The sequence below is a fragment of the Pseudomonas sp. PD9R genome, from assembly GCF_019200975.1.
Taxonomy (GTDB): Bacteria; Pseudomonadota; Gammaproteobacteria; order Pseudomonadales; family Pseudomonadaceae; genus Aquipseudomonas.
On sequence record NZ_JAHTMR010000006.1, the window covers coordinates 320,549 to 336,657 of the forward strand.

A 16,109-nucleotide genomic window follows, 5' to 3' on the forward strand; every position below is an offset into this window, starting at 1 on the left:
AGCTGCCGCAGGCTGCGATCTTTTGATTTTAAAAAGCAAAGTCAAAAGATCGCAGCCTGCGGCAGCTCCTACAGAGTGAGTTATTGGTTCAGGCGTTTTTCGATCAAGCCTTGTACCACGCTCGGGTCGGCGAGGGTCGAGGTATCCCCCAGGCTATCCAGTTCGTTGCAGGCGATCTTGCGCAGAATGCGCCGCATGATCTTACCTGAACGGGTTTTCGGCAAGGCCGGGGCCCACTGGATCAGGTCGGGTTTGGCGAAGCTGCCGATTTCCTTGCTGACCAGGGCCAGCAGCTCTTTTTTCAGTTCATCGCCCGGCTCGATGCCGTTCATGGGCGTGACGAAAGCGTAAATGCCCTGGCCTTTGACATCGTGGGGATAACCGACCACTGCCGCCTCGGCGATGCTGTCATGCAGCACCAGGGCGCTTTCCACTTCGGCGGTGCCGATGCGATGCCCGGAAACGTTGATCACATCGTCAATGCGCCCGGTGATCCAGTAATCGCCGTCTTCATCGCGCCGTGCGCCGTCACCGGTGAAGTAGTAGCCGGGGTAGGGCTTGAAGTAAGTGTCGACCATCCTTTGCGGATCGCCGTACACGCTACGGATCTGCGCCGGCCAGCTCGACTTGATCGCCAGCACGCCGCTGCCGGCGCCTTTGATTTCCTTGCCGTGCTCGTCGAGCAGCACCGGTTGCACGCCGAACATCGGTTGTGTGGCGCAGCCGGGTTTGATGCGTTGGGCGCTGACCAGCGGGCTAAGCATGATGCCGCCGGTTTCGGTCTGCCACCAGGTGTCGACGATCGGGCAACGCTCTTCGCCGACGGAATGGAAATACCATTCCCACGCTTCCGGGTTGATCGGCTCACCGACGGTGCCGAGCAGTCTGACGCTGGCGCGGGACGTTTCCTTCAAGGGTTCGGGGCCTTCACGCATCAGCGCGCGCAGGGCCGTGGGGGCGGTATAGAAGATGTTGACCTTGTGCTTGTCGATCACCTGCCAGAAACGCGCGCAGCTGGGATAACTCGGTACGCCTTCGAAAATCAGTGTGGTGGCGCCGTTGGCCAGTGGGCCATAGACGATGTAGCTGTGACCGGTCACCCAGCCAACATCGGCCGTACACCAGAACACCTCGCCGTCGCGATAATCGAGCACGTATTTGAAGGTCATCGCTGCTTGCAGCAGGTAACCCCCGGTGGTGTGCAATACGCCTTTGGGTTTGCCGGTGCTGCCGGAGGTGTAGAGGATGAACAGTGGGTCTTCGGCGTCCATCGGCTCAGGCGGGCAATCGTCGCTGACATCGCGCAGTGCCTGGTGATACCAGATGTCGCGGCCTTCGACCCAGTTCACCTGATTCTGGGTGCGTTCAACGACCACCACGGTGCTGACGTCCGGGCAGCTTTGCAGGGCTTTGTCGACGTTCTGTTTCAGTGGCACGAATTTGCCGCCGCGCACGCCTTCATCGGCGGTGATCACGGTGCGGCAGTCGGCGTCGAGAATGCGGTCGCGCAGGGAGTCGGGGGAGAAACCACCGAACACCACCGAATGCACCGCACCGATGCGCGCGCAGGCGAGCATGGCGTAGGCCGCTTCGGGGATCATCGGCATGTAAATGCACACCCGGTCGCCTTTCTTCACGCCACGGCTTTTGAGCACGTTGGCCAGGCGACAGACGTTGTGATGGAGTTTTTTGTAAGTGACCTGGGTGGATTCGGCGGGGTCGTCGCCTTCCCAGATGATCGCAGTTTGATCGCCGCGTTGTTCCAGATGACGGTCGATGCAGTTGTAGCTGACGTTCAACTGGCCGCCCGCAAACCAGCTGGCCTCACCGGTTTTCAGGTCATAGCGCTGGACGGTCTGCCACGGTGCGCTCCAGTCGAGGAAGCGGGTGGCCTGTTCGGCCCAGAAGGTGCTGGGGTGTTCAATGGATTCGCGGTACAGGCGGTGATAGTCGTCTTGACTCAATTGTGCAGCCCGGCGGACGGCATCGGCTTTGGGGAACGTGCTGATATCGAACATGACGGTTCCTTATTCTTGTTGTGGGCGACAAGAGGGGGAGCTGCGCGACCCTCGTAGGAGCTGCCGAAGGCTGCGATCTTTTGATTTTACAAACAAGATCAAAAGATCGCAGCCTTCGGCAGCTCCTACACAGTGATAGCGCACGCCACCGATTTTGCAGTAAACCCGGTGCCGTGGAACTGTCCATGTTGCAAGTTGAAGGGGCGAGTAAACCGCCCCTTCAGCCTATCAGCCGCGGTGGCGACCACGGAAGTAGTTGATCAGCCCTTGGGTGGACGGATCATCAGCCGGGGATTCCTCGCTGCCGACCAGGCGGTTGTAGACGCCTTTGCCCAATTCCTTGCCCAACTCCACGCCCCACTGATCGAAGGCATTGATGCCCCAGATCACGCTTTGCACGAAGACTTTGTGTTCGTACATCGCCACCAGTGCACCGAGGCGACGCGGGCTGATGCGCTCGACCACCAGCGTGTTGCTCGGACGGTTGCCCGGGATCACCTTGTGCGGTGCGAGTTTCTGCACCTCGGCTTCGCTCATGCCTTTGTCACGCAGCTCGGTTTCAGCTTCGGCAAGGGTCTTGCCGAGCATCAGCGCCTGGCTTTGCGACAGGCAGTTGGCGTACAGCCACTGGTGGTGGTCGGACACCGGGTTGAAGCTGACGATCGGCACGATGAAGTCGGCCGGGATCAGTTGGGTGCCCTGGTGCAGCAACTGGTGGTAGGCGTGCTGGCCATTGCAACCAACGCCGCCCCAGATCACCGGACCGGTGTCGGTGGCGACGGGGGTGCCGTCCTGACGCACGCGCTTGCCGTTGGATTCCATGTCCAGCTGTTGCAAGTGCTTGGTGATATTACGCAGGTAGTGGTCGTACGGCAGGATCGCGTGGCTTTGCGCGCCCCAAAAGTTGCCGTACCACACGCCGAGCAGGGCCAGCAGCACCGGCATGTTCTGTTCGAACGGCGTAGTCAGGAAATGCTGGTCCATGGTGTAGGCACCGGACAGCAGTTCCTTGAAGTTCGACATGCCGATGGCCAGGGCAATCGGCAGACCGATGGCCGACCACAGCGAGTAACGCCCGCCCACCCAGTCCCACATCGGGAAGATGTTCTCTTCACGGATGCCGAATGCCACGGCGGCGGCGTTGTTGCTCGATACCGCGATGAAGTGACGATGCAGCTCGGCTTCCGAACCACCCTGGGCCAGATACCAGGCGCGGGCGGCCTGGGCGTTTTTCAGGGTTTCGAGGGTGTTGAAGGATTTTGACGAGACGATGAACAGCGTGGTCTCGGCGCGCAACGTCATGGTCAGTTCGTGGAACTCACTGCCATCGATGTTCGCCAGATAGTGACAGCGCACGCCTTTCTGGGCGTAGGACAACAGCGCTTCGGATACCAGCTCGGGGCCGAGGAACGAGCCACCGATACCGATGTTCACCACGTCGGTGATTGGCTTCTCGGTGTAACCGCGCCACAGACCGTCGTGGATACGGCCCACTAGATCGGTCATCTGATTCAGCACGCGATGCACTTCAGGCATCACGTTGACGCCGTTGACCGACAACTTGTCGCCAACCGGGCGGCGCAGGGCGGTGTGCAGGGCCGGACGTCCTTCCGAGGCGTTGACGATTTCGCCGTCGAACAGCGACTTGATCGCGCCTTTGAGGTCGACTTCGTTGGCCAGGCCCACCAGCAGATTGCGGGTCTCGGCATTGATCAGGTTTTTCGAGTAGTCGAGAAACAGGCCACAGCTGCTGAGGGTAAATTGGGTAAAGCGCTGCGGATCGGCATTGAAAGCCTCGCGCATGCTGAAATCCTGCATGGCTTGGCGGTGGTCATTCAACGCTTGCCAGGCAGGCAGAGCGGTAACGTCTTTAGGAGTGCGGTAGTACGCCATCGCTGCGGGTTTCCTTTTTACTTGAACTGCCTTTGAGACACTGAAAGTCCCGGAATGTCCTGGCCACAATTTAGACGAAGTCCGGTCTGCCTGCGTGCACGATTAAATGGCGCAGGCCGGTAACAGTAAACCTCACGGGGTGATCTGTCTTGGCTTTGTCTGACCTGCGACCGGTACTTTTTTATACCGGTACGGCAGGCGAGGGCAACAGGCGGGCTTTTCCAGTGTGCAGAATTGCGGGTGCGGTCAGGCGACCTGCACCGGAATGGCATTGCTGGTGTGGCTCAGTTCATTGCCCGGTGCCATGTAGAGCATGCGCGGCTTGAAGTTGAGCAGTTCGGCTTCGCTGTAATGGGCGTAAGCGCAGATGATCACGCGATCGCCGACCTTGGCCTTGTGGGCGGCGGCACCGTTGACCGAGATCATGCGCGAACCTTCTTCGCCACGAATGGCGTAGGTGGTAAAACGCTCGCCGTTGTCGATGTTGTAGATCTGGATCTGTTCATACTCACGGATGCCGGACAGGTCCAGCCATTCACCGTCGATGGCACAGGAACCTTCGTAATCGAGGACAGCGTGGGTGACTTCGGCGCGATGCAGCTTGGCTTTGAGCATGATGGCGTGCATGAGTGTTTCCCAGGTCGGAATCGAACGGCGGGCATTGTGCCCAAAGGCTTTGTGGGCGGCAATACAACGCAAAAGATCGCAGCCTTCGGCAGCGCCCACACAATTCCATGTAGGAGCTGCCGAAGGCTGCGATCTTTTGATTTTGCCTTTTAAGCGGGTGAATCGAGGTTCAGGTGCAGGTTATCAATCAACCGCGTCGTGCCCAGGAAAGCAGCCACCAGAATCACCATATCCCGATCTTCCGCAGTCGCCGGACGCAAATTCAGCGCATTACGAATTTCCAGGTAATCCGGACGCAGACCTGCGGCTTCAAGCTGTTTGAGCTGCGCGTTGATCAATGCCGGGAAGTCACGTTCCCCTTGCTTGATCGACTCGGCGATCGCGCTCAGCGTGCGATACACCACCGGCGCAATGGCCCGATGCTCTTCGCTGAGGAAACCATTGCGCGACGACAGCGCCAGGCCATCGGCCGCACGAACGGTCGGCTCGCCGATGATCTGGATCGGCATGTTCAGGTCATGCACCAGCGCACGAATGACTGCCAGTTGCTGGAAGTCTTTCTGGCCGAAGATCGCCAGGTCCGGCTGGACCATGTTGAACAGCTTGCTGACCACCGTCGCCACACCCTCGAAATGCCCCGGACGGCTGGCGCCACACAGGCCTTCGGACAGTTGCGGGACGCTGACGCGAGTTTGGCCTGCCATGCCGTCGGGGTACATCTCTTCAACCGTTGGCGCGAACAGCAAGTGGCAACCGGCCTGGAGTAATTTCTCCTGATCGGCAGGAAGGGTGCGCGGGTACTTGTCGAGGTCTTCACCGGCGCCGAACTGCAGCGGGTTGACGAAAATGCTCGCGACCACGAAATCTGCCCGTTGCGAGGCTTTGGTGATCAGTGCGACATGGCCACTGTGCAGGTTGCCCATGGTCGGCACGAAGGCGATGCGTTTGCCTTCACTGCGGGCACGGGCCACGGCGGCCCGCAGTTCGCGTACGGTTTTTACGGTGTTCATGCAGAGAATCCGTGTTCGATACCAGGGAAAGTCGCGGCTTTGACTTCGGTGACGTAGGCGGTCAAGGCGCCGTGAATGCTCTCTTGACCGGCCATGAAGTTCTTCACGAATTTCGGTACGCGGCCGGTAATCGACAACCCCAACATGTCGTGCAGAACCAGCACTTGGCCGTCAGTACGATGGCCGGCGCCGATACCAATCACCGGAATCTTCACTGCCTGGGTGATTTCTTCTGCCAGTTCGCTTGGCACGCATTCGAGCAGCAACATTGCCGCGCCGGCCTGTTCGAGCGAGATCGCATCGGCACGCATCTGCCGTGCCTGGTTTTCATTGCGGCCCTGGACTTTATAGCCGCCGAGGATGTTCACCGATTGCGGCGTCAGGCCCATGTGTGCGCACACCGGAATGCCACGTTCGGCGAGCAGACGGATCGAATCCGCCAGCCACAACGCGCCTTCGACCTTGACCATGTGCGCGCCGGCCTGCATCAACAGGGCGCTGTTGGTCATGGCTTGTTCGGTGGTGGCATAGGCCATGAATGGCAGGTCGGCGAGGATCAATGCGTCGGTGTTACCGCGTTTGACGGCGGCCACGTGGTAGGCCATTTCGGCAGTGGTAACCGGCAGGGTGCTGTCGTGACCTTGCAAAACCATGCCGAGGGAGTCGCCCACCAGCAGCACTTCAACGCCAGCCTGGTTGCAGGCGTGGGCGAAGGTCGCGTCATAGCAGGTCAGCATGGTGATTTTTTCACCTTTTTGCTTGAGACCTTGCAGAGTGGTCAGGGTGATGGCTGGCATGAAAAGTTCCTCATTCAGGCGCTGTGGAAACTACTGCGAGTAACGCGCGTGATTCTTCGTTAAATACAGGCGCACGGTCTGTTGTCGTGCTTTTAAGGCCCGGATTGCGCCCTTCAACGCCGTGTTGGCGGCAACGGGACGCCTATAGTCGTGAGGAGAACTCGGGAAGTCAATTGGGTGTGTTACCGCAATGTTACGTGTGGGGTGTTACCGGAGGGGACTGATGCGTTTCAGCACATTTGTTCGGTTCGGCGGTAGCCGTTCTTTTGTGTTCGCCGCACACCACTGTAGGAGCGAGCCTGCTCGCGATGAAGGTGTGTCAGCCCACATCATTGTCGAATGTACGACCAATATCGCGAGCAGGCTCGCTCCCATAGGGATCCGACTCAATTCAGGGGGAGGCGTTCCAGGCCGACGAACGGGCATGCCTTGAGCAGTTCGGCCAAGCTGCGACCATCCGCCAGACGCAAATCCGCAGGTGCCAACTCTGCCAGCGGATAAAGCACAAAGGCCCGTTCCTGCATATGGTAGTGCGGGACTTTTAGGCGAGGTTCGTCGATCAGCCGGTCCCCGAACAGTACGATATCGAGATCCAGCGTACGTGGCCCCCAGCGTTCAAGACGTTCGCGGCCCTGTTCGTTCTCGATGGCTTGCAGCGCGTCCAGCAGCTCCAGAGGTGGCAGCGTGCTGTCGATGGCGGCGACCGCGTTGGTGTAACGCGGTTGGCCGGGAAGCAGCGAGTCGCTTTGATAAAACGCGGAAACCCCGACCAGCTCCGATTGCGGCAACCGCGCCAGTGCGCCGACAGCGCTGCGCAGTTGTTCGGCGGGGGCGGCCAGATTGCTGCCCATGCCGATGTAGATGCGTTCCATGGATTATTCGCCCGTGGTGCTCGACGCGCCTGCGGCACGTTTGCGCTTGGAGCCACTGCTGCGACGACGCTTGCGCGGTGCGCCGCTGCCGTCGTCCTTGCCGCTGAGGTCGCTGATCATGTCGCGACGTTCGCTTTCATTGGCATCCTGATAATCGGTCCACCATTCGCCCAGGCCATCGGTCTGCTCGCCTGCGCTTTCGCGCAACAGCAGGAAGTCGTAACCGGCACGGAACCGTGGATTGTCCAGCAGCAGGTCGGCACGCTTACCGCTGCGCCGTGGCAGGCGCTCCTGCATGTCCCAGATCTCGCGGATCGGCATGGTGAAGCGTTTCGGAATCGCGATTCGCTGGCATTGTTCGGCAATCAGTTCATGAGCCGCTTCCTGCATCGCTGGAATCGGCGGCATGCCGCGTTCTTGCAAGCGCAGTACGCGCGCCGGCAGGGCAGGCCAGAGCAAAGCCGCAAACAGGAACGCCGGGGTCACCGGTTTGTTCTGTTTGATGCGCAAGTCGGTATTGATCAGCGCTTCGCTGATCAGGGTGTGGGTGTAAGTCGGGTTGTATTCGAGCGCCTCGGCACTGGCCGGGAACAGCGGATCGAACAACTGCAAGTCGACCAGCATCTCGAAGGTGTCCGCGGCATGGCCGGAGAGGAACAACTTGAGCACTTCTTCGAACAATCGAGCCGACGGGATCTCGCGAAGCATCGGTGCCAGGTCGCGGATCGGTGCAGCGCTGTGTTTTTCGATGCCGAAATTCAACTTGGCCGCGAAACGCACGGCTCGCAGCATGCGTACAGGATCTTCCTGATAGCGTTGCTTCGGATCGCCGATCAGACGGATCAGGTGATTGCGAATGTCGTGTACGCCGTTTGCGTAGTCGAGGATGCGCTCGCTGACTGGATCGTAATACAGGGCGTTGATGGTGAAATCGCGACGTTGCGCGTCTTCTTCCAGAGTGCCGTAGACGTTATCGCGCAGGATGCGCCCGCTCTCATTGCGGGAAGACTGGTTACTGTCTTCCTCTTCATCGTTTTGCGGATGATTGGCGCGGAAGGTCGCGACTTCAATGATTTCGCGGCCGAAGTGGATGTGCACCAGTTTGAACCGGCGACCGATGATCCGCGCATTGCGGAATTCGGCCCGTACCTGTTCGGGGGTGGCGCTGGTGGCGACGTCAAAGTCTTTCGGCGTGATGCCGAGCAGCATGTCGCGCACGCAACCGCCGACCAGATAAGCCTGGTAACCGGCGCCTTGCAAACGTTCGACGATGTTCACCGCGTAACGGCTGAATTGCGCCTTTTGCAGCGAATGTTGGCCGCTGTTGAGCACTTCAGGCGTGCTGCGGATGTGTTGCGTACGACGCACGGGAGTGCGGAATGACTGGAACAACTTCTTCAGCATGGGATGCACTGTTTGAAGGAATGTTCGGCCAAAAACGAAGAATGACCGCATGATGGGCGGGGATTCTAGCATTTAGTCGGGGGATGGTGTAGGACACAGCAGATATGAGCTGTAAGGCGCAAGCTTTGGGAGCGAGCTTGCTCGCGAAGGTCGTGAGCGATGACGCGTTAAACCGGATGCCCAGCGTTGCCTTTGGGTTTTTCGCGAGCAAGCTCGCTCCTACATTTACAGGGAGCGAGTTACGAATCGCGGAAACTACAAGGGGAGCCGAAGCTCCCCAAGAAGTAGTTGCATGCTCTATTTTTGTTATTGGTTTCGGGCTTTTTGTTTTTATTGAGTGCCCACGCCATGAAGCTTTCCTTCATGACCCTCCCAATCGGGAGCCAAGAGCAAACGGATTGCTTTGGTCGCTGTGTTGCAGTGATCTCGCGATCCAACCAGTACAGGCTCTGTCTTAAGACAGTTTTTTGTTGTTCTCGGCCTGGTCGTGGGGCAAGCCCCAAATACAACGCCTCTCCAAAAGAATCAGTTAGCTGCGCCTCTCGCCGTCTTGTTTTTATTGTGCGTGAGTCGATTCGTCTTATTTTTATTGTCTTTTGCATTGCTTGTTATTGTTCTTGTACCAAACATATAGCAGGGTGCGTGCCAACTTTTGCAAGCCCCAACAAAACAAGGGCTTAGGTCGGTGGGTGGGGTTTGTGCGGGCCAAAAAAAGCCGGGGCTTCGTTACCGTAAGCCCCGGCTTCTGTTACGTGAAAAAGCTGAGGTAACAGTTTTTTCACATTGTCACGTGTTACCCGCACATGAGACAGGTGCGGTTCAGCTCTCGCTGGCCACCCCGGTCTTGCGCCGTGGAATGCCCAGGCGCTGACGGCGTTCCCACAGGCATTTGCGACTGACGCCGAGTTTGCGCGCCAGCTCGGTTTCGGTCATGTGGTCCTGGTGTTCGAGCACGAAATGCTGGAAATAGTCTTCCAGCGACAAATCTTCAGTCGGCTCATGGCTGTTGTTGGAGGCATTGCTGCCTTGCTGCGGCGCCAGGCCAATGAACTCGTCGTCTTCCAGATCACCCAGTTCGATGTCGATACCCAGCAGTTCGGCAGAAATCTCCGGGCTCTCGCACAGAATCACTGCACGCTCGACCGCGTTTTCCAGTTCCCGAACGTTGCCTGGCCATGAGTAATGGCGAATGGCTTGTTCGGCGTCGGGTGCGAATTTAAGGTCCGTGCGGTTGATCCGCGCGCTCTGCCGCGCCAGGAACGCATTGGCAATTTCGTTGACGTCCGCGCCGCGCTCGCGCAAGGCAGGCAGTTTCAAGGCGATCACATGGAGACGGTAATACAAGTCTTCACGGAACTGGCCAATCTTCGCCAGGCTCTTGAGGTCACGGTGAGTCGCAGCAATCAGGCGTACATCGACTTTCTGCGATTGAACCGAACCCACTCGACGGATTTCACCTTCCTGCAATACACGCAGCAGTCGCGCCTGGGCTTCCAGTGGCAACTCGCCAATTTCATCGAGGAACAAGGTGCCGCCATCCGCAGCTTCTACCAGACCGGCGCGGCCGGCGCTGGCGCCGGTAAACGCACCTTTTTCGTGACCGAACAGTTCGGACTCGATCAGGCTTTCCGGAATGGCCGCGCAATTCACCGAAATCATCGGTGCCTTGGCCCGTTTGGAGAGGTTGTGCAGTGCGCGCGCTACCAGTTCTTTACCGGTGCCTGACTCACCTTGAATCAGGACATTGGAGTCGGTCGGCGCAACTTTGCGGATCTTGACGTACAGATCCTGCATCGGTGGGCATGAGCCGATGATGCCGATTTCGCCGTTGCTGTTATCGACACCCGGTTTTGCCGCGCCATTGGTGGCTTTGCCGGCAACCGGTTCACCGCTGGCTTGCACCGATTGCCGGTCACGCAGGATGCGCGCGACGGCCTGGAGCATTTCGTCGTGATCGAAAGGCTTGGCGATGTAATCCACCGCGCCCATCTTCATTGAGTCGACGGCCGAACGCAGGCTGGCATAACTGGTCATGATCAGCACCGGAGTGCCCTGGCCAAGTTTGATCAGTTCGGTGCCCGGTGCGCCTGGCAGACGCAGGTCACTGACGATCAGGTCGAACGTGGGAATAGTGAAGCGTTCTTGTGCTTCCTGCACTGAACCGGCTTCGCTGACCTGGTACTGGTTTCGTTCCAGCAGGCGGCGCAAGGCGGAGCGGATAATTGTTTCGTCTTCGACGATCAAAATGTGCGGCATTGATTCGATTCTCTCGACGGTCTCAGTTCACAGCGGACGTCGCTTCGACATGACGCGGTAATGTCACCCGGATACGGGTGCCGCGTTGGCTCTGAACATCAGCCGGGCTGTCGATGGTGATTTGTCCATAATGCTCTTCAACGATGGAATAGACCAGTGCAAGGCCCAGACCGGTGCCTTCGCCAGGGTCCTTGGTGGTGAAGAAGGGTTCGAACAATCGGTCCATGATGTTCTTCGGAATACCGCTGCCTTCGTCTTCCACGATCAGATCGACCGTGTGTTCGCCGGCTTCGCTTTTGACGCGCACAGCACTGCCGGGAGGCGAGGCGTCGCGGGCGTTTGAGAGCAGGTTGATCAATACTTGGGCAAGCCGTTGCGGGTCGCCTTCCACCCAGTGATCGGGATCGCACAAGTTGTAGAACTGCACCTCGAAATTGCGTCGGTTCAAGGCCAGCAAGCCGATGGCATCCTGGGCCACTTCGGCCAGACAGACGGGCTCGTCGCTGTGCTGATGACTACCGGCATGGGCGAAACTCATCAGCGATTGCACGATGCGTGACACACGTTTGGTCTGTTCGAGGATCTGCCCGCTGATTTCCTTGAGTTCGCCGTCTTCCTCGCGCTCTTCGCGCAGGTTCTGCGCCAGGCAGGCGATGCCGGTGATCGGGTTGCCGATTTCATGGGCCACACCCGCTGCGAGGCGACCGATGCTGGCAAGGCGCTCGGAATGCACCAGCTTGTCTTCGAGCATCTGGGTTTCGGTCAGGTCTTCTACCAGCAACACCAGGCCGCTGTTACCGGGCGCGAGCGGTTCATCGATTGCCGCTTTGTGCAGGTTCAACCAGCGGGTCTGACCATCCAGCGCCAGGTGCTGTTTATGCAAGTGTTCGTCCGGCACATTGATGAAACCTTGCAGCAGCTCTTTCCACGGGTTGGCAATGGTGCTCAGGCGCGAACCGACCACACGCTGCGCGGCGATCCCGGTCAGCTCCTCCATGGCTTTGTTCCACATGAGGATTTCCTGATCCTTGGCCAGCGAGCAGACGCCCATCGGCAATTCCTGCAAAGTCTGGCGGTGATAACGGCGCAGGGCATCGAGCTCAGCGGCCAGGCCGGTCAGGCGTGAGTGGTAATCCTCAAGGCGGCTTTCGATGAAGTGGATGTCTTCGGTGACGTAGTTTTCGCCGCCGGCCTTATAAGGCAGGAATGTCTCGACCATGTCCTGGGCAACGCTCGGTCCCATCAGGCCGGAGAGGTTGGCTTCGATACGGTCACGCAAGCGGCGCAAGGCATAAGGCCGGCGCTCGTCGAATGGCAGGTAAAGGTCGCGCAAGGCCTGCTCGACTTCCTTTTGCGCCGCTTTGGCACCCAATGGCTTGGCCAGTTGCGTGGCAAATTCCTGGGGGGAGGCGGCGTGCAGCTCGCGGCGTTGTGGGCGACGTACGTTATCCACAGCGCAGGCTTCGGCGGCGCTGGCCTCTTCGGTGCTGGCGTTGGTGAACAGTGAGATCAGGGTGAACATCAGCACGTTGGCCGCCAGCGAAGCGATCGCCGCCATGTGCCAACTGGTGTCGTCCAGCACGTAAATCATGTTCAGCAGCGGAATGTAGAAGCCCTGCAGATTGCCGACCAGCGGTAGCAACATGGTCACCAGCCATACCAGTATCCCGGCCAGCAAACCGGCGATAAAGCCGCGGCGGTTGGCGGTCGGCCAGTACAGCACTGACAGTACGCCGGGCAGGAATTGCAACGTCGCGACGAAGGCGACGATGCCGAGGTTGGCCAGGTCCTGCTCAGCGCCCAGCAGCAGATAGAAACCGTAACCGGCCATGATGATCGCGACGATGAGTGCCCGGCGCGTCCACTTCAGCCAGCGGTAGATGTTGCCTTCGGCTGGCGGCTGGTACAGCGGCAACACCAGGTGGTTCAGGGCCATCCCTGACAGCGCCAAAGTGGTGACGATAATCAGGCCGCTGGCGGCGGACAACCCACCGACATAGGCCAACAATGCCAAGGCTTTGCTATTGGCGGCGATGCCGATACCCAGGGTGAAGTATTCCGGGTTGGTGGTGGCACCGAGTTTCAGGCCGGCCCAGAGAATCAGCGGCACCGCCAGGCTCATCAGCAGCAGGAACAGTGGCAAGCCCCAGCTCGCGCTGACCAGCGAGCGCGGGTTGAGGTTTTCGGTGAAGGTCATGTGATACATGTGCGGCATCACGATCGCCGAGGCGAAGAACACCAGCAGCAGCGTGCGCCACGGACCTTCCTGCAATGGCGTGTGCAAGGCGGCGAGGGCGGTCTGGTTTTGCAGTAGCCACACCTCAAGCTGTTGTGGGCCGTCGAATACGCCATACAACGCATAAAGACCGACGCCGCCGATGGCGATCAACTTGATCACCGACTCGAAGGCGATCGCGAACACCAGGCCTTCATGTTTCTCGCGGGTGGCGATGTGTCGGGAGCCGAAGAAAATCGTAAATAGGGTGATCAATGCGCAGAAACTCAGGGCCACGCGGTGCTGCACCGGCTCGCGGGTGAGGATGCCGATGGAGTCGGCCACCGCCTGAATCTGGAGGGCCAGCAGCGGCAGAACCCCTATCAGCATGAAGATCGTGGTCAGCGCGCCGGCCCAGGTACTGCGGAAGCGGAACGCGAACAAATCGGCCAAAGATGACAGTTGATAGGTGCGGGTGATCTTCAGGATCGGATACAGCAACACCGGTGCCAGCAGGAACGCCCCGGAAACCCCGAGGTAACTGGACAGGAAACCGTAACCATACTGATAGGCCAGGCCCACGGTCCCGTAAAACGCCCAGGCACTGGCATAGACGCCCAGCGACAGGGTGTAGGTGAGCGGGTGGCGAATGATCGCCCGGGGGATCATGCCCCGTTCACTGATCCAGGCCACACCGAACAGCACCGCCAGGTACGCGGCACTGATCAGGATCATCTGGGTCAGGCTAAAGCTCATCGGCATCTTTTTGGCTCTGCAGGATGAAGGTCACGACGATCAGAATCAGCCAGAGCAAATAAGGGCGATACCAGGCGCCAGTGGCGTCGATCCACCAATCCATGATGGCTGGGGAAAACAGATAAATCCCCACTACCAGGAGCAGGACCAAGCGATAGATGTACATCCCGGCCTCTCTTTTTTATGCGCGTGCCCGAAAACGTGCGGCGATGGTAACGGATGGGCGCGCCACTGCAAGTACGATCACTGTAGCTGCGCCTCGGGCAGGTTCAGTGTGCGCGGGATCAGCAGGGCATCCCAGTGGGCGATTCCCCAGTTCAGGACTTCCCGTGGCGTGGCATAAGCCAGTTCGGTGCCCGGGTTCTGCCCCAGTGCGCGCAAGGCCCGTAGCAATAAAGGTGTGGCCTGATCTTCGGTCAACGGCGGCGAGCGGTAGGACTTGCCGAGCTTGTTGCCATCGGGCTGGGTAATCAGCGGGATGTGCAAGTAGCGCGGTTGCCGCAGGCCAAGCAATTCCTGCAAGTAGAGCTGGCGCGGCGTGGAGTCGAGCAGGTCGGCGCCACGGACGATATCGGTGATGCCTTGCCAGGCATCGTCCAGCACCACCGCCAGTTGATAAGCGTAGAGCCCGTCGCGGCGGCGAATCACGAAATCACCGACATCCCGGCCCAGGTGCTGGTGGAATTCGCCCTGCACCCGGTCATTGAAGTGATAGTCCAGCTCAGGAACGCGCACTCGAATGGCGGCGTCTTCGGTGCCATGCCCGGCATTGCGGCACAGCCCCGGATAAATGCCGTGATACGGCTCCAGCTGCTTGCGCGAGCAGGTGCACGCATACGCCAGGCCATGATTGAACAGGCGATTGAGGACTTCGGCATAGGCGTCGTGGCGGTCGCTCTGGCGGACCGTTTCGCCATCCCACTCAAAGCCATAGCTCTCCAGGGCCTTGAGGATCGCTGCTTGAGCACCAGGTTCCTCGCGGGGCGGATCGAGATCTTCCATGCGCATCAACCAGCGACCACCCACCGAGCGCGCGTCGAGGTACGAGGCCAATGCTGCGACCAGCGAACCGAAATGCAGATGGCCACTGGGCGTGGGGGCGAACCGCCCGATGTAGGGAGAGGAGGTCATGGAGGTAATGTTACTTTTTCCGGGCTGGCGCCAAACACCTTGTAGGAGCGAGCTTGCTCGCGATGGTCGTCAGCGACAACGCTGTAAGCCTGATGTCCTGCGGCGTCCTCAGGTTCATCGCGAGCAAGCTCGCTCCTACAGTGATGGCGATTTCATAGACGCTACAGGTATCGGTGGATTACAGAAACAAAAACGGAGCGTTCGCACGCTCCGTTTTTCGTTCAAGTCGCGATTACTTGCCGACTTGCTTTTCCTTGATTTCCGCCAAGGTCTTGCAGTCGACGCACATGTCGGCCGTAGGACGGGCTTCCAGTCGCTTGACGCCAATTTCGACGCCGCAGGACTCGCACCAGCCGTACTCTTCGTCTTCGATCAATTGCAGCGTCTTGTCGATTTTCTTGATCAACTTGCGCTCGCGATCGCGGGCTCGCAGTTCGAGGGCGAACTCTTCTTCCTGGCTGGCACGGTCTGCCGGGTCCGGGAAGTTGGCCGCTTCATCCTTCATGTGATCAACCGTGCGGTCGACTTCCTGCATCAAGTCCTGTTTCCACTTGTTGAGGACCTTGGTGAAGTGCGCGCGCATGGGCTTGCCCATGTACTCCTCGCCCTTCACTTCTTTGTAGGGTTCGAAGCCGCTGATCGTCGGCTGTTGCTGCTTTGCTTGGGTGGGCATGAAATGGACCGCCTCTACTCTTGTAATCCATCTGCGCAGGATTGCTCCATCACCGACACCTGCCGGCCCTGCGGCTGCAAGCGGGCGAACTTACCAGATCAAATCGGACCGCGCTACTCCCGGATGTCGAGCCTGCGGCCCGCGACGCTTGCAAAGAGTGGCAAAGCGCCGTCTGGTGGCTCTGGAGCGCTGCTCAATTATTGATTTTAGTCAAACCTTGGGTACTCGCCTGAGTCGTTTTCGGTCTGGGTTATAACGCCTCTGACCGCTTTAGCTTCTCGCTCGTTCCTGAGCTTGGGTAGAATTGATTCTTTTCCCCGTTGAAGGAAGGCCAATGGCTCAGTCCTACAGTGCTCGCAGTCGCGCGATCGAACCTTTCCATGTCATGGCGTTGCTGRYRMRRGCCTGAAATGGCCTCACGCAGTTCTGGAATACCGCGCGCGGCGGTATAACGGGT

General features: G+C 59.2%; 12 protein-coding genes and 1 pseudogene. 1 reads left to right on the forward strand and 12 read right to left on the reverse strand.

The genetic code is table 11. The features are described 5' to 3' along the window. Window positions 1–80: 80 nt before the first annotated feature. From acs to dksA, 12 genes are all read right to left on the reverse strand, one after another. Window positions 81–2,018: an acetate--CoA ligase gene (gene acs, locus KUF73_RS15270; RefSeq protein WP_218438898.1), complete on the reverse strand. Its 1,938-nt coding sequence runs from the start codon at window positions 2,016–2,018 to the stop codon at window positions 81–83. A 228-nt stretch (window positions 2,019–2,246) separates the two neighbouring features. Further along, entirely contained in the window at window positions 2,247–3,911 is a 1,665-nt protein-coding gene (gene pgi, locus KUF73_RS15275; protein ID WP_218438899.1) for a glucose-6-phosphate isomerase, read from the reverse strand. Window positions 3,912–4,157: 246 nt separating this feature from the next. Then, window positions 4,158–4,538 (reverse strand): aspartate 1-decarboxylase, encoded by a 381-nt coding sequence (panD, locus tag KUF73_RS15280; RefSeq protein WP_008153310.1) that lies wholly within the window; start codon window positions 4,536–4,538, stop codon window positions 4,158–4,160. A gap of 149 nt (window positions 4,539–4,687) precedes the next feature. Continuing rightward, a complete protein-coding gene (gene panC / locus KUF73_RS15285; protein WP_218438900.1) occupies window positions 4,688–5,548 on the reverse strand; it encodes a pantoate--beta-alanine ligase in 861 nt (286 codons plus the stop codon). Continuing rightward, window positions 5,545–6,345 (reverse strand): 3-methyl-2-oxobutanoate hydroxymethyltransferase, encoded by an 801-nt coding sequence (panB, locus tag KUF73_RS15290; protein ID WP_218438901.1) that lies wholly within the window; start codon window positions 6,343–6,345, stop codon window positions 5,545–5,547. The genes panC and panB overlap by 4 nt, the downstream gene beginning before the upstream one ends. A 386-nt stretch (window positions 6,346–6,731) precedes the next feature. Next, complete coding sequence (gene folK, locus KUF73_RS15295; protein ID WP_218438902.1) at window positions 6,732–7,217, reverse strand: 2-amino-4-hydroxy-6-hydroxymethyldihydropteridine diphosphokinase; 486 nt, start codon at window positions 7,215–7,217, stop codon at window positions 6,732–6,734. A gap of 3 nt (window positions 7,218–7,220) precedes the next feature. Next, entirely contained in the window at window positions 7,221–8,621 is a 1,401-nt protein-coding gene (locus KUF73_RS15300; protein ID WP_218438903.1) for a polynucleotide adenylyltransferase PcnB, read from the reverse strand. An 819-nt stretch (window positions 8,622–9,440) separates the two neighbouring features. Beyond that, entirely contained in the window at window positions 9,441–10,877 is a 1,437-nt protein-coding gene (locus KUF73_RS15305; protein WP_218438904.1) for a sigma-54 dependent transcriptional regulator, read from the reverse strand. A gap of 22 nt (window positions 10,878–10,899) precedes the next feature. After that, entirely contained in the window at window positions 10,900–13,854 is a 2,955-nt protein-coding gene (locus KUF73_RS15310) for a sensor histidine kinase (protein WP_218438905.1), read from the reverse strand. Then, window positions 13,838–14,014, reverse strand: a complete 177-nt coding sequence (locus KUF73_RS15315) for a hypothetical protein (RefSeq protein ID WP_003176118.1) — start codon at window positions 14,012–14,014, stop codon at window positions 13,838–13,840. Before KUF73_RS15315 ends, KUF73_RS15310 begins: the two co-directional genes overlap by 17 nt. Window positions 14,015–14,091: 77 nt before the next feature. After that, on the reverse strand, window positions 14,092–14,979 hold the full coding sequence (gluQRS, locus tag KUF73_RS15320; RefSeq protein ID WP_218438906.1) for a tRNA glutamyl-Q(34) synthetase GluQRS: 888 nt from the start codon (window positions 14,977–14,979) through the stop codon (window positions 14,092–14,094). Window positions 14,980–15,211: 232 nt separating this feature from the next. Beyond that, entirely contained in the window at window positions 15,212–15,652 is a 441-nt protein-coding gene (gene dksA, locus KUF73_RS15325; protein ID WP_218438907.1) for an RNA polymerase-binding protein DksA, read from the reverse strand. Between the two features lie 334 nt (window positions 15,653–15,986). Between dksA and KUF73_RS31400 the strand changes: the two are divergent. After that, window positions 15,987–16,058: pseudogene (locus KUF73_RS31400) on the forward strand (hypothetical protein); the annotation flags it as partial. Window positions 16,059–16,109 lie beyond the last annotated feature (51 nt).

Bases quoted from the DNA above. Each gene is read 5' to 3' on its own strand.
- acs (WP_218438898.1), bottom strand. From the start codon at position 2,018: ATGTTCGATATCAGCACGTTCCCCAAAGCCGATGCCGTCCGCCGGGCT.
- KUF73_RS15310 (WP_218438905.1), bottom strand. From the start codon at position 13,854: ATGCCGATGAGCTTTAGCCTGACCCAGATGATCCTGATCAGTGCCGCG.
- panC (WP_218438900.1), bottom strand. From the start codon at position 5,548: ATGAACACCGTAAAAACCGTACGCGAACTGCGGGCCGCCGTGGCCCGT.
- KUF73_RS15305 (WP_218438904.1), bottom strand. From the start codon at position 10,877: ATGCCGCACATTTTGATCGTCGAAGACGAAACAATTATCCGCTCCGCC.
- panB (WP_218438901.1), bottom strand. From the start codon at position 6,345: ATGCCAGCCATCACCCTGACCACTCTGCAAGGTCTCAAGCAAAAAGGT.
- panD (WP_008153310.1), bottom strand. From the start codon at position 4,538: ATGCACGCCATCATGCTCAAAGCCAAGCTGCATCGCGCCGAAGTCACC.
- dksA (WP_218438907.1), bottom strand. From the start codon at position 15,652: ATGCCCACCCAAGCAAAGCAGCAACAGCCGACGATCAGCGGCTTCGAA.
- KUF73_RS15315 (WP_003176118.1), bottom strand. From the start codon at position 14,014: ATGTACATCTATCGCTTGGTCCTGCTCCTGGTAGTGGGGATTTATCTG.
- KUF73_RS15300 (WP_218438903.1), bottom strand. From the start codon at position 8,621: ATGCTGAAGAAGTTGTTCCAGTCATTCCGCACTCCCGTGCGTCGTACG.
- pgi (WP_218438899.1), bottom strand. From the start codon at position 3,911: ATGGCGTACTACCGCACTCCTAAAGACGTTACCGCTCTGCCTGCCTGG.
- folK (WP_218438902.1), bottom strand. From the start codon at position 7,217: ATGGAACGCATCTACATCGGCATGGGCAGCAATCTGGCCGCCCCCGCC.
- gluQRS (WP_218438906.1), bottom strand. From the start codon at position 14,979: ATGACCTCCTCTCCCTACATCGGGCGGTTCGCCCCCACGCCCAGTGGC.